General features: G+C 58.2%; 13 protein-coding genes. 12 read left to right on the top strand and 1 reads right to left on the bottom strand.

Annotated features, from left to right (window positions below; genetic code table 11):
- A partial coding sequence (locus tag SMC3_RS08120) for a hypothetical protein (protein WP_133299231.1) occupies positions 1-565 on the bottom strand: 565 nt, incomplete at its 3' end.
- A 555-nt stretch (positions 566-1,120) separates the two neighbouring features.
- Between SMC3_RS08120 and SMC3_RS08115 the strand changes: the two genes are divergently transcribed.
- From SMC3_RS08115 to SMC3_RS08060, 12 genes are all read left to right on the top strand, one after another.
- Complete coding sequence (locus SMC3_RS08115; RefSeq protein WP_119088166.1) at positions 1,121-1,831, top strand: YveK family protein; 711 nt, start codon at positions 1,121-1,123, stop codon at positions 1,829-1,831.
- On the top strand, positions 1,815-2,546 hold the full coding sequence (locus SMC3_RS08110) for a CpsD/CapB family tyrosine-protein kinase (protein ID WP_165846690.1): 732 nt from the start codon (positions 1,815-1,817) through the stop codon (positions 2,544-2,546). The genes SMC3_RS08115 and SMC3_RS08110 overlap by 17 nt, the downstream gene beginning before the upstream one ends.
- Positions 2,543-3,202 (top strand): tyrosine-protein phosphatase, encoded by a 660-nt coding sequence (locus SMC3_RS08105; RefSeq protein WP_119088164.1) that lies wholly within the window; start codon positions 2,543-2,545, stop codon positions 3,200-3,202. Before SMC3_RS08110 ends, SMC3_RS08105 begins: the two co-directional genes overlap by 4 nt.
- Positions 3,199-4,539, top strand: a complete 1,341-nt coding sequence (locus SMC3_RS08100; RefSeq protein WP_165846689.1) for a UDP-glucose dehydrogenase family protein — start codon at positions 3,199-3,201, stop codon at positions 4,537-4,539. The genes SMC3_RS08105 and SMC3_RS08100 overlap by 4 nt, the downstream gene beginning before the upstream one ends.
- Positions 4,536-5,600, top strand: coding sequence for a Gfo/Idh/MocA family protein (locus tag SMC3_RS08095; protein WP_207799174.1), 1,065 nt, complete (start codon positions 4,536-4,538; stop codon positions 5,598-5,600). The genes SMC3_RS08100 and SMC3_RS08095 overlap by 4 nt, the downstream gene beginning before the upstream one ends.
- A complete protein-coding gene (locus SMC3_RS08090; RefSeq protein WP_119088161.1) occupies positions 5,590-6,339 on the top strand; it encodes an acyltransferase in 750 nt (249 codons plus the stop codon). Before SMC3_RS08095 ends, SMC3_RS08090 begins: the two co-directional genes overlap by 11 nt.
- Positions 6,336-7,535: a DegT/DnrJ/EryC1/StrS family aminotransferase gene (locus SMC3_RS08085; protein ID WP_207799727.1), complete on the top strand. Its 1,200-nt coding sequence runs from the start codon at positions 6,336-6,338 to the stop codon at positions 7,533-7,535. The genes SMC3_RS08090 and SMC3_RS08085 overlap by 4 nt, the downstream gene beginning before the upstream one ends.
- Positions 7,536-7,621: 86 nt before the next feature.
- Entirely contained in the window at positions 7,622-9,361 is a 1,740-nt protein-coding gene (locus SMC3_RS08080; RefSeq protein WP_165846688.1) for an asparagine synthase C-terminal domain-containing protein, read from the top strand.
- Complete coding sequence (locus tag SMC3_RS08075; RefSeq protein WP_119090002.1) at positions 9,358-9,621, top strand: hypothetical protein; 264 nt, start codon at positions 9,358-9,360, stop codon at positions 9,619-9,621. The genes SMC3_RS08080 and SMC3_RS08075 overlap by 4 nt, the downstream gene beginning before the upstream one ends.
- Positions 9,622-9,630: 9 nt before the next feature.
- A complete protein-coding gene (locus tag SMC3_RS08070) occupies positions 9,631-10,242 on the top strand; it encodes a GNAT family N-acetyltransferase (RefSeq protein WP_119090001.1) in 612 nt (203 codons plus the stop codon).
- Positions 10,239-11,231 carry a GNAT family N-acetyltransferase gene (locus tag SMC3_RS08065; protein WP_119088156.1) on the top strand — a complete coding sequence of 331 codons (993 nt, stop codon included), beginning with the start codon at positions 10,239-10,241 and terminating at the stop codon, positions 11,229-11,231. The genes SMC3_RS08070 and SMC3_RS08065 overlap by 4 nt, the downstream gene beginning before the upstream one ends.
- Before the next feature lie 2 nt (positions 11,232-11,233).
- Complete coding sequence (locus SMC3_RS08060) at positions 11,234-12,688, top strand: polysaccharide deacetylase family protein (RefSeq protein WP_119090000.1); 1,455 nt, start codon at positions 11,234-11,236, stop codon at positions 12,686-12,688.
- Positions 12,689-12,825 lie beyond the last annotated feature (137 nt).

The following is a 12,825-nucleotide window of genomic DNA, read 5'->3' as shown; positions in this document are numbered from 1 at the left end:
CAGGCGCCGGGAATGGACGGGTTGAGGACGCGAGGACCACGGGCGTCGTAGGGGTAGAAGTAGTAGGAGTAGAAGCGCTTGTTTGCTCTGCAGCAAATGTGCCAGTGTGCGATCCGAGCGAAGTTGTCTTGACAAGCGTCACCACATTGGCCACGTCACGGTTGTCAGTTGTCCGAGACAGCTGTGTCATCAGAGTGGCGGTGGATTGTTCAAGGCTGATGGCAACTGCATCAGCATTCGTGATACTGGTTACAGTTGCTGCTATCGTTTTCGCAGCAGAGACCTCCGCGTCCGTTGGCACAGTGATTCTGTACTGGGCGAAGACCTTCTTCACTGTGGTGATCATCGCCACATCGCCTGTCATCACGGTGCCAAACGCGGTCAGGGTCGGATACTGGGCGAAGATATTCTGATACGTGTCGCGCATGAGGTACTCTTGTTGCAGGCACGAAGTGAGAGCAGTGCTACTCGCAGTTGTAAGGCGACTGGCAGCTGAAGCGGTCGGAATACTGGCTCCGGCCAGACACAGCACCAGGCAGAGAAGTGTGGCTGTGATCCTGATCATGAGCACTCCAGTAAAGCAAGTTTACACGTCATGTCCTGCGACTTACAGGTAGAATCCTGCAACCTACAATCCGTATACAGCAAGTTTAGAGGTCATGTCCAGCAAGTTTACACGTCACGTCAAGCAATCGATCCTATACTTCTTACAGGCGAATAATAATACAGAAATAGAATTATGTAAGCCCAACAGTGTGAAGAATATGTGATGCACCATGAATGCTTGTCTACGACATGCTTTCCCGTTCACGCACCGGTCCGAAACGGCTCCTCCGCCCATGTGTGATGTCTCAGGAACTGTGAATCGGCATCCACTTTTTGCAGACACGTCTGCAGACGTGTCCTCCTCACTCCGCTGACATCGTGCGGGGGATGATGCCGTATCCCTCTTGCAAATCCTGGGGAAAGTTGTAAAAAGATAATACTTCAGGCAGTACTTCGGGATCCTCTGGGGTTGGTGTATCGTAGAGAACAACCGGAACGTGTGGCCGCGAGGAACCTTGTGCTTACCCACGCGGATCTGCTTTGACAAAGAAACAGCTTGGAGAGGGTTCCCATCATGGAAGACACACTCAGCCTCAAAGATGTTCTTGGCATTCTTCGTCGTCGTTTCTGGATCGTCCTCGTGGTCGTCTTCATTGCATTGGTGCTGGCGGCCCTGCTGTCGTACGTCATCCTCCCGCCCGTCTACCAGGTCGACACGTCCCTCATCGTGAATGAGAAGCAGAACACCACGCAAGCCACGAACAGTATCGACTATGGCCAGATACAGACATCCCAAGCTCTTGCCGTGACATATGCCAAGATCATCACCAGTCGTGCCGTCCTGCAGGACACCATTGATACTCTGAGGCTGCCCGAGACAGTGAAAGAGCTTACCAATATGACCACTGTTCAAGTCGAGGGCCAGACCGAGATCATCAGTATCAGCGTCAAGGACCAGGATGCGATACGTGCAGCCAATATTGCCAACGCGATGGCCAATTCGTTTATCGCCCAGTTGCCCACCCTGGTCAACCGGGTCGAGAACGTCAGCGTCATCGACCGGGCCGTTCCCGTGACTGACCAGGTCAGCCCGCGCCCCTTCCTCAACATCGCCGTGGCCTTGGTGGCCGCATGCATGCTGGGCGTCCTGCTCGCCTTCCTCGTCGACTACTTCGACGATACGGTCAAGACCGCCGACGACATCAAGAAGCTCTTCGGCCTCCGCGTGCTCGCGGTGGTCCCGGACATGAATGGAAGGGAGGCCCGCCATGGCCGTGCGTACTAGGACCGACCGGTACAGCAACGGGTACGGCGGGTACAAGGGCTCCCGCAGCCCGGTAGCCGAGGCCTTCCGCGTCCTGCGGACCAACCTGCAGTTTGCCGCCGTCGACAAGGACCTCAAGGTCATCATGGTGTCCAGCGCCTCCCCCGACGAGGGCAAGAGCACCGTCGCCCAGTACCTTGCTCAGGCCATTGCGCAGACCGGTAAGAAGGTCATGATGCTCGACGCCGACCTCATCAACCCGACCCTCCATCGCCGGCTTGGGCTGAGCAACCAGCGTGGTCTCTCCAACCTCATCATGGGAGACGCCGATACCACCGTCATCACCAGCCTCAAGGACTACCCCAGCCTGTCCGTCATCACCAGCGGCCCCATCCCGCCCAACAGCTCCGAGCTCCTGGGCAGTGCCCGCATGAAGCTCCTCATGGACCGTCTGCGGGAGGAGTATGACATGATCATCATGGACACCCCGCCCATCGTCCCCGTCACCGACGCGGTCGTTGCCTCGTCCCTGGCCGACGGTGTCATCCTGGTCGTGCAGGCCGGCCGTACCCGCAGCGGCGAGGTGCGCCATGCGCAGGAGGTCCTGGAAGAGGCGCACGCCACCCTGCTGGGGGTCGTGCTCAACCGTGCCCGCCGCCGGGTCAACGACTATTACTACGCCCGCACCTCCGGCACCGAACCTTCCACGCCCGAGGAAGTGACCCCCGGCTCATGAACGCCCTCGACATCCACTGCCATATCCTGCCGGGCCTGGACGACGGCTCGCCGGACATGGCCACGAGCATCGCGATGGCGCGTCTGGCCGTGGCAGCCGGCATCGGCACTATGATCGGCACGCCCCACTGGATCGCAGACGAGCATGAGACGGACCCTGAAGTGGTGCGCCAGGCCGCCACAGCCCTGCAGGCAGAACTGAACGCTCGCGCCATCCCTCTCACCATTCTCCCCGGCAACGAGGCCTTCATCTGTCCCGACCTCCCCGACCGGGTGAAGGCAGGCGACGTCCTGACCCTTGCGGACCGGGGCACGCACCTCTTGCTGGAGCTCCCCTACGAGGACCTGGCTACCTATGTCGATGATGTCGTCTTCCGCCTTCAGGTGATGGGCATCATCCCCGTCCTTGCCCATGTCGAGCGTTATGCGTATGTCCGCAGCGACTGGCATGTCCTGGACCGCTGGGTCCAGCACGGCTGCCTTGCCCAGGTCAACGCGTCGAGTCTGGACCGTGGCAGAGGCGACGACCTCGCGCAAGACCTGATGGACCGTGGCCTTGTTGCTTGCACAGCGACAGATGCGCATGATGCGGCCCATCGAGCGCCACGCAGCATCTGGAATAAGTGGGGAGCGAGCCTTCTGAAGGGGGGATCGTGAAGATTGCAGTCATTGGAACCGGATACGTCGGCCTCACGACCGGCGTCTGTCTGGCAAGTCGGGGGCATGACGTCATGTGTGTCGACACCGATGTGGCCAAGGTAGCGGCCCTGCGCAGTGGTCAGTGTCCGATTGTCGAGAATGGACTCGCGGCACTGCTGCGCAGAAATCTCCAGCTTGGGCGTCTTCGCTTCGATTCATCGTTGGAAACGCTTGGAGACTACTCAGACCTGGTCTTCATCGCTGTCGGGACGCCGGAAGGTGATGGAGGGGAGCCGGATCTGACATATGTCCGCCTGGCATTGGGCCAGGTAGCGGCCGGCGCATCGCCGGGCGCGGTGATCGTGATCAAAAGCACGGTACCTCCAACTGCACTTGCTGCGCTTGAGGTCGAGATGCGGAGCGTGGCGGGCTCGCGGCAAATGGTCTTTGCTGTCAACCCGGAATTCCTGCGTCAGGGCATGGCGGTAGCCGATACCGTGCATCCGGAGCGTGTCGTCATCGGCGTGTCGGATGCGGAAGCGCGCAACCGCCTCTTGGAATTGTATGCGCCATTTGCCGTACCCGTCGTCGTGACCGATCCGGTGTCAGCCATGACCATCAAATATGTTGCCAACTGTTTTCTGGCGACGAAGATTTCCTTTGTCAACGAGGTGGCCAATCTGTGTGAACGTCTCGGAGCAGACGTGGATGCAGTGACGCAGGGAATAGGCCTTGACAGCAGAATCGGATCCAAGTTCCTGCAGCCGGGCATCGGCTTTGGAGGTTCGTGCTTTCCCAAAGACACGGTGGGGCTGCTCCACGTTGCTCGCAGTGTTGGGTATGACTTCAGGGTTCTGGCATCGGCCGTGGCCGTCAACGAGCACCAGTACAAGGTCGTGCTGGACCATTTGGCGAGCCGGCTTGGGTCGCTGCAGGGGAAGGTGGTCGCAGTTCTAGGGCTTGCTTTCAAGGGCGGGACGGATGATACCCGCGAGACCAGGTCATTTCCCATCGTTCGTGGCCTCTTGTCGGCAGGATCCGAGGTTCGCTCATATGATACATATGTTGTGCGCACGCGGCTGCCAGGTGACGTCGTAACTACAATGCAGGGTTCGTTGGCAGCATGTGTTGCTGGTGCCGATGCTGTTGTCATTGCCAACGATGCGGCGGACTGGGCTACGGTCGACTGGAAATCGGTTGCCCATGTCATGAAGGGAACACTGATCGTCGACGGCCGCAATACGCTGGATGCCGACTTGGTCCTCGAAGCAGGGCTGGAGTACTGGGGCGTTGGCCGGCCGGACCCCGGCAAGCTTTGGGTCGGACTGCCCCCACAAGGGGGGAAGACGTCATGAGCATGGATGTTGCCCTGGTGGGATGCGGGCGTATCTCTCGCAAGCACTGCGAGGCACTGGAGAAAGTAGAGGGGGCGAAGCTCGTAGCCGTCTGCGACCTGATTCCTGACAAGGCAGAGTCTACAGGGAGGCAGTGGGGCGTGCCGTGGTACACCTCGTACGGAACGATGCTGAGCGAGCTTCATCCGGATGTCGTGAACGTTTGTACCGAAAGTGGCAACCACGCTGGTGTGGCTATCGATGTCATGAAGAGGTTTGGCTGCAACGTTATCGTGGAGAAGCCCATAGCATTGCGTCTCTCGGACGCGGATGCCATGGTCGCGACTGCCCGTGAAGCAGGCGTCCGGCTGTTCACAGTCAAGCAGAACCGGTTCAACGCTCCGATTCAGATGCTCAAGCGTGCACTGGACGAGGGCAGGTTCGGACGTGTTCTCATGATTACGTCGCGAGTCCGGTGGCATCGGGCGCAGGACTACTACGATCAGGCGCCGTGGCGTGGCACCTGGGCCCAGGATGGCGGGTGCATTTCCAATCAGGCTATCCACCACGTGGATATGATGCAGTGGCTGGGTGGACCCGTGGCTTCCGTCTACGCAGCATCGCGCCGTTTCCTGCATCGCATGGAGGCCGAAGACGCTGCAGTGGCGACCTGGCAGTTTGCGTCCGGCGCTCTTGGTGCCTTTGAGGCGACGACCTGTGCCAATCCAAGGGATCTGGAGGCATCGATCACGGTCCTGGGGAAGGAGGGCGAGGTCGAGATTGCAGGCTTTGCCGTCAACCAGGTGCGGACGTGGGCTTTTGTGGATGAACGGCCCGAAGACAAGCAGGTTCAGGACGCGAGTTACATTCCGGACAGCGTCTATGGATTTGGTCATGAAGCATTGTTCCGGTCGGTCCTGCAATCGCTGGCGACCGGACAGCCGAACATGCTGGAGGGTGATGAGGGCCGCAAGGCTCTGGAACTAGTCAGTGCTATGTACGAATCCATCGAGATGGGGATGCCGGTGGAGCTGGGAACGCCCTATCCCCACAGTCGTCTCGGAGGACCGCATGTCGATTAGTCCAGACGCGCGCATAGCCCAAGACGTGGCCCTGGGTGACAATGTTGTCATAGAAGCCGATGTCGCGGTGGGCGATGGGTGTGTTCTTGGGCACAATGTTGTGATCCACACGGGCAGCCGCCTTGGCCGTCATGTCACTGTGGGAGACAACACAGTGATCGGCAGGAGACCTATGCACAGCGTCCGCTCCGGCATGCCTCCCGTCACGGACGAGCAGCCGTGCGAGATCAGTGATGACGTCCAGATCGGTTGCGGCTGCATCCTGTACGCAGGGGCCTCCATTGGACAGCGGGTCATGGTAGCTGACCTGGCAACGGTACGTGAGGCGGTCACCATCGGTGAGGAGACTATTGTTGGGCGCGGCGTCTCCATCGAGAACCGCTGCACGATCGGCAAACGCTGCAAACTGGAGACCAACGCCTACATCACGGCGTACTCTGAACTTGAGGACGACGTCTTTGTCGCTCCGATGGTTGCCACTTCCAACGACAACTACATGGCACGGGGTAGCGAGCGCTTCAAGCACTTCAAAGGCGTGACGGTAAAGCGTGGCGGCCGCATCGGCGTCAACGCGACGATTCTACCCGGCCGAACGGTCGATGAGCAGGGTGTTGTGGCTGGCGGGTCTGTTGTGACACACGACGTACCTGCGCGGGTCATTGTGGCGGGCAATCCGGCGCGTGTGTTCCGGGATGTTCCGGAGGATCAACTGCTGGAGAGCCAGGAGGAGAAGAAATGAGCAGCATGGAAGAACAGCAGGTTATGATGGTCGATCTAGTAGGCGAATACCACGAAATCAAGGACGAAATTGATGAGGCAGTCCATCGCGTTGTTGAGAGTGGGCACTTCATTTTGGGTGAGGAGGTCGAGGCCTTCGAGCATGAGGTTGCAAGGTATCTGGGCGTCCGACATACCATAGGCGTCGCATCCGGTTCCGATGCGCTGTTGCTCGCACTCATGGCATTGGACATTGGACCTGGGGACAAGGTCATCACGACCCCGTTCAGTTTCTTTGCCACTGCCAGCGCTGTCGTGCGTCTCGGAGCAACACCGGTGTTCTGTGACATCGACCCTCGCACCTTCGACCTTGATCCCGGCAGCGTGCGCCGGTACCTCGAAGCGTCCTACACGCCTGCTGTCAAGGCCCTCATCCCTGTGCACCTGTATGGTCAATGCTGTGACATGGACCCATTGCTTGAGCTTGCGCGCACGTACAATCTCAAGGTTGTGGAGGACTGTGCTCAATCCTTCGGGTCCACCTACAAGGGGCACCAATCGGGCGGTATCGGGGACATCGGGTGTTTCAGCTTTTTCCCCACCAAAAATCTTGGTGCCTATGGCGACGGCGGCATGGTGACCACCAACGACGATGACCTGGCTGAGCATGTTCGCATGCTCCGTGTCCATGGTGCGCGCCGCAAGTATCACCATGAGGAACTGGGCATCAACAGTCGTCTAGACGCTATGCAAGCCGCCATCCTTCGCGTCAAGCTGAAACACGTCGACCAGTGGACCGAGCGCAAACGCGTGTTGGCAGCTGCTTACGACAAGGAACTCTCAACTCTTGACTGGCTCCAGGTGCCATACGTGATGCCCGAGTGCAGGCATACCTATCACCAGTGCACGATCAAGGTCCCAGCGGAGCGACGGGCAACGATCCAGGAGGCACTGGCGCAGGCCGGCATCCAGACGCAGGTCTATTACCCAGAGCCCCTGCATCGCCAGCCCTGCTTCTCAGATAAACAGGAACTGCCAGAGGAACCGCTGAACGTGGACGCGGTCGTTCCGAGCGTGCTGAGTTTGCCGATGTCACATTCACTGTCGTTGTCGGCGACAAATGCTGTGGGCGAGGTTCTGTGTTCCTTCTCATGCCAGCAACCTCTGTGTACTTCGAATGGTTGTCTGCACAGCGCATCTACAGCCCCTTTAGGCTGACTCGGCATGGCCACACTGGTGAGATACTGCGCAGCTCACTTGGGGGGGCATGCGTGCCTTGCAGGGATTGGGGAGGCGAGTTGAACATGGCTCCTTTGTTCGTCAATACCCCCAGCGATGGGCGTCCCAGATGCGTCGAATTGATGGCAAGCCCATCTGTTGTTCTGCTGTGCTCCACTCGTTGGGAGGTACAGAATGGAGTCGCCGTGCGCGGACAGGGTGTGGCAGATGGGAAGAGAATCGGCGCGTTGGAGTTGGCCAAGCTAGTGGAATCGGTGCCTCCCCGCGCTGTTGGCTCTCTGATGGGCAAGCTGGCGGGGTCTTTTGCTGTCCTTGACGCTCGCGAGCCAGGCGTAGTGAGACTCGTCAGCGACATGGTATCGTCCATGCCAGTCTATTACACTCTGGATGGCTCCAGGCTTACAGTAAGTGATGATTCTGTTGCTTTGGCACAGGAAACAGGTTGCCTGAGCGAAATCGATTCACAAGCGTCGCTAGCGATGCTTCTCGCCGGCTTCACGCTCGGAACATCGACCATCTGCAGGCGCGTTCATTGCCTGCAGGCTGCAGAGTGCGTGGTATTGACATGCAAAGGCTCCTATTGGGCAAGCACCCAGGACGATTTGTTTTCGTGGGAGTGGCGACCTGACGGCGGCCACACTGACGATTACTGGTTCAGTGCATGGTCGGAGGTTCTGAACGACGAGTTTGAAGATATCATAACTGAACTTGACGGCAGAACAGCGGTCATTCCCTTGAGTGGTGGCCATGACTCTACTCTGATCTTGCTGATGCTGAAGCGTTTGGGTTATGAGAAAGTCGTCGCTTTCTCGTATGGCCGTCGTGGAAACCAAGACTCAACAGTATCTGAACGGGTAGCGGCCGCACTGAGGGTTCCCTGGTTTTTCGTGGAGTATGGAACCGAAACATGGAGGCAGTTTCTGAGTTCACGGGACTACAACAACTATGCAACATGGGCGGGCGGGCTCCGGTCAATAGCACACGTAGGGGACTTCGTTGCTGTGCGTGAACTTGCGTCAGGCGGTCGGATAGACGCGGGGTCGGTCCTGATCCCGGGACACACAATGGATTTGGTATCTGGGGGCCACATCCCGCTACAGTGGCAGGAGCGGCTGATGACAGGTAGCGGCAGCGTAACGGCAGACGACATCGCACAGATAACGTTCGAACGACACATGGGACTCTGGAACCGCCGTTTTGCTATAGCCACCCTGCATCAGACAGGGCTGCAGGTGGCCGAAGCGAATGACCTTTTTGAACAGCTCCAAGAAGAGCTTTGTCCTGCCGGGGGCGTTGTAGATGTCGTCGAAGCGTGCAGCGTGGTTGACGCTTTCGATTGGAGAAATCGACAGGGGAAGTTCATTGCCAACAGTGTTCGTGTCTATGATTGGTTCGGGTTTGATTGGTTGTTACCTTATTGGGACAGGAGGATCATCGACTTCTGGTTGCGAGTGCCACCCGAGCTCCGACTCAACCGCAGACTCCAGAAGAACGTTACTTTCCAGATTGGAGCGGATCTAGGTATCGACCTACACCAGTTGGGACTCCCCTCTGTTGCCTCGCTTGCGAGAAATATGTCTGGGCTTCGCCTCAGACAAATAGGCCGAGTTGTCCCGGGAGTTCGCTTGATTTTAGATGTGGAGCGCAAGCGACGTTGCATCGCGAGGGATCCACTGGGAGCATTTGAAGGATGGCCAGACGCGCGCGAGCGGCGGCTTCTCTGGCAGAATTCGCCCAGTCCGACTATCAACTCTCTCGCGAGTCTCCATGCATCTCGGCTACTGCAGAATGGCGGGAAGGCATGACAAAGTCTTTTCCGCGACATCTGGTTTTCCTGACGGCGTTTCCCTTGGTGGGGGCCAGCATGTTTCCACAAGGGGTTCTTGCTGGCCACTACTTTCAGCGGTGCTTCGTGGGCAAGCAGGAACTGCCAGAGGAACCGCTGAACGTGGACGCGGTCGTTCCGAGCGTGCTGAGCTTGCCGATGTCACATTCACTGTCGTTGTCGGCGACAAATGTTGTGGACGAGGTCCTGTGTTCCTGTTCGTCCAGAAGTACCTACTAGAGGGCTGGATTGAACATGAGGATTCCTGGACTAGAGATACTGAGGGTCGTTGAGTTCAAGCTCGACGCCGCAACAGCGCGCAGTGGATGTGAGGAATATCGCTCCAAGAGTACCGTTCCCGGCGACGTCTCTATCGTCCGTTTTGAGCCAGCCCTTATGTCCGACGTCGCGACTGCTCGTTCGAACAGTACTGCCGAGGCTTTTCTCAGGTTTCATGCTGCGGGCGAATCAGGTTGGTTGGCCATTGATGGTACCGGTAAGGTCGTCGGCCACTGCTGGCGATTGGACAACAGGAGCAAGGGTGTCGTGACGCGAAGCGTCCCCGTTCCTCCGGGCTGGAGTTGGCTACATTACGGTTGGACGGCGCCTGCCTGGCGTGGTCACGGTATACTGCCGGTACTGCTATGCAGCAGCATGAGCGAAGTGTTGGCGGAGCCAACATGGTTGGTTCAGGCATTCGTGACCGACACTGTGGTAGCAAACCATGCGTCTCAGCGCAGTTCGGCGAAAGTCGGTTTCGTGCCAGTGGCCTACATCACGAGCCTGCGTGTCTATCGGCGGTGGTTCGTGCTACACTCGGGTCGCGTGCCTGAGGATGTGACGAGGCAGGCAGGGGCATGACCAACTTGACCGTGCGCGAGCTGAAGCAGGTAGAATGGGATCGCTGGGACGAGTGGCTGGTTCTGCAGCCGTGGGGCTCTCCGTTTTCCTCGGCTTGGTGGCTCGACGCAAACTGCAGAGCGTTTGGAGGCCACCCTGTGTTGCTTGCCGTTTTTGACGAGGAACGACTGGTAGGCGGCGTGGCCCTGCAAACCATCGATGTAGGTCCCGCACACATGGTACGTTCGTCCTTGCTTTACAACCCTATCGTGATTTCCGGGGAAAGCGTCCAGGGAAGACAGAAGATTCTTGGGACACTTCTTGAGGACATAGCCCGTCGAAGGCTCGTCGTACCACCCCTCACTTGCACTACGGACATGGTGGATCTGCGCCAAGCCCTCTGGCATCACTGGGACCTGACGACCAGCTGGACCGTGGTGACAGCGCTGAAAACATGGGTACTCGAGGAAAGCGTGTCCCGACCTGAACTCTACAAAATGAGGAAAGCCCAACGTGCGGAGGTCACCGCACGTGTCGAGCCTCCTGATGGGGATGTTCTTTGTGATCTCATGCAGGCGACAATGTCGCGGCATGGACAAGATGTGCGCCCAAGCAGAAAACAGCTGCTTACCCTGATAGAGGCCGCTGGAGTCCATGGCATGCAAGTTGTAGTGCGCGGTGTCGACGGTGTTCCTCTGAGTGCGGTCTTTACCATGGCGCACGGAACACGGACTGTCTATGGTATCTGGAGTGGTACCTCTGCGATAGGTCTGACCAAAGGCGCAGCCGTGGCGATGCACATTTGTCTACTCAAGGAACTGCAAGCTATGGGCTATGAGTATTATGATTGGTGTGGAGCCAACCTGCCCGGCGTGTCGGATTTCAAGCTTGAGTTCGGGGGCACTTTGACAACGCGCCTCGCAATCTCGAGAGAACCCCTATGGTTTAGAGCAGCGTTCCCAGCGTATGTGCAACTGTCACGGTTCAAGGGCGTCTTGAGGAGGCACTGAGGATGATCACCAGGGTGAGGTACTCCGTCGGCAACGTGGGGCACCCCCGTGCTGCCCAGTATGCCCTTCACACTCTCCTCGAGATGGTCGTTTCTCCGGACTGCCTTGTTCAAGGGACTGCCGCAGCCGAGCGGCGGGAAGATGAGGTGCTTGTCACATATGGAGTAGCACCTGAGGGGATTGACAGTGGTGTCCACGTCTTCGTGTCTGGCTTCTTCGATGGCCACTATGGTAGTATCGATGCCATGCCCGAGCGTCCTGTCATTCGAATGGAAAACATCCCAGCGCTGTACCGCGATGACCGTGGGTCAGGTGACACATTCTACAGTGTCCAACGTGAGGCGCAAGGCACCCGGGTCGATTGTCACGTCGATGTTGTTGCGGGGGCCTTCTTCATGCTTTCCCGGTACGAAGAGACCGTTGTGCCTGCAGTGGATGTGTTTGACCGTTTCCCAGCAGAGTCAAGCGTCGCGTTTCAGGAAGGGTTCCTGCAGGAACCGATCGTCAACCAATATGCTGAACAGCTCCTCAAGATGTTGCGCGTCGCGGGTTTTACGGGCGAACAACGGAGGTGGTGGGGAACAGCCCCGTGGGCGATAGCACTCACCCATGATATCGACCAACTACATCGTTTTGCTTGCGGCAAGCCACCCGCGCACGCCATTGTACGCTCCGCGACAGGTCGAGGGTCAACTATGGACCGCATGGTTTTTCGCGACTATGTGCAGACTATGACCCACAGGAAGGCCGACGAATACGATTGCCTGTCGGAGATGGCGGCGTGGGAGGTATCAATTGGGGTGCGTTCTGCATACTACTTTCTGGCTGACAACGCTGGTCAGTACGGTGCAGACTACGCAGTCGATGCACCCGGCGTGGTGGCCGTGATGAAGACGATGGGGAGTATGGGACACGAGGTCGGATTCCATGCAGGATTCAACGCCTATGAGAATGCCGAGCGATTTCACAATGAGTTGTCCCGGTTGCAATCGATAGGCTTGCCCATTGTTGGCGGCCGCCAGCACTACCTGCGATGGCAGACGCCGACCACATGGCGCCTTTGGGAAGCAGAGGGGCTTGCCTACGACGCGACGTTGGGTTACAGCAAAGCTGCAGGATTTAGGTGTGGTAGCTGTCTGCCCTTCCATCCCTACGACATTGAGAGTGACAGGGAAATGTCGATTTTCGAATGGCCGTTGATGTTCATGGATGCAACGTACCTGTCTGCATGGTCTGAAGGAACGAAGGTCTTGGACCGCGTGTCACAGGAGTGCCGACGCTGCGGTGGCGTGTTGGTCCTGCTTTGGCACAACCGGAACTGGAGCAAGTTGTATGTTCCCGCAGTTCGGCATTACATGCAGGAGTTGCTGAAGCAGCGTATTACGCAAGGTGTCCTAGTGAGCTCCATCAGCGGTCTGACGCGGCTGGTTGACGCGGTATTGGCTGATCATGTTTAGGTCAGGGTTTCGTAGTCGTGGTACTGTCACCTGCAGAGTCTCGCACCTCCAACACACCGGACGTCTTGTCCGGGAAGCCGTTCTGGCTGACGAATCGGCGAACGCGCGTTCTGGTGTTCTTGGTCTGTTTGGCAGGA

This window comes from Candidatus Cryosericum hinesii, assembly GCF_003570985.1.
GTDB lineage: Bacteria > Caldisericota > Caldisericia > Cryosericales > Cryosericaceae > Cryosericum > Cryosericum hinesii.
Note: the sequence above shows the minus strand (reverse complement) of the source record. Positions and strands in the feature narration are given on the sequence as shown.

Bases quoted from the DNA above. Each gene is read 5' to 3' on its own strand.
- SMC3_RS08115 (WP_119088166.1), top strand. From the start codon at position 1,121: ATGGAAGACACACTCAGCCTCAAAGATGTTCTTGGCATTCTTCGTCGT.
- SMC3_RS08085 (WP_207799727.1), top strand. From the start codon at position 6,336: ATGAGCAGCATGGAAGAACAGCAGGTTATGATGGTCGATCTAGTAGGC.
- SMC3_RS08065 (WP_119088156.1), top strand. From the start codon at position 10,239: ATGACCAACTTGACCGTGCGCGAGCTGAAGCAGGTAGAATGGGATCGC.
- SMC3_RS08060 (WP_119090000.1), top strand. From the start codon at position 11,234: ATGATCACCAGGGTGAGGTACTCCGTCGGCAACGTGGGGCACCCCCGT.
- SMC3_RS08110 (WP_165846690.1), top strand. From the start codon at position 1,815: ATGGCCGTGCGTACTAGGACCGACCGGTACAGCAACGGGTACGGCGGG.
- SMC3_RS08075 (WP_119090002.1), top strand. From the start codon at position 9,358: ATGACAAAGTCTTTTCCGCGACATCTGGTTTTCCTGACGGCGTTTCCC.
- SMC3_RS08080 (WP_165846688.1), top strand. From the start codon at position 7,622: ATGGCTCCTTTGTTCGTCAATACCCCCAGCGATGGGCGTCCCAGATGC.
- SMC3_RS08105 (WP_119088164.1), top strand. From the start codon at position 2,543: ATGAACGCCCTCGACATCCACTGCCATATCCTGCCGGGCCTGGACGAC.
- SMC3_RS08095 (WP_207799174.1), top strand. From the start codon at position 4,536: ATGAGCATGGATGTTGCCCTGGTGGGATGCGGGCGTATCTCTCGCAAG.
- SMC3_RS08090 (WP_119088161.1), top strand. From the start codon at position 5,590: ATGTCGATTAGTCCAGACGCGCGCATAGCCCAAGACGTGGCCCTGGGT.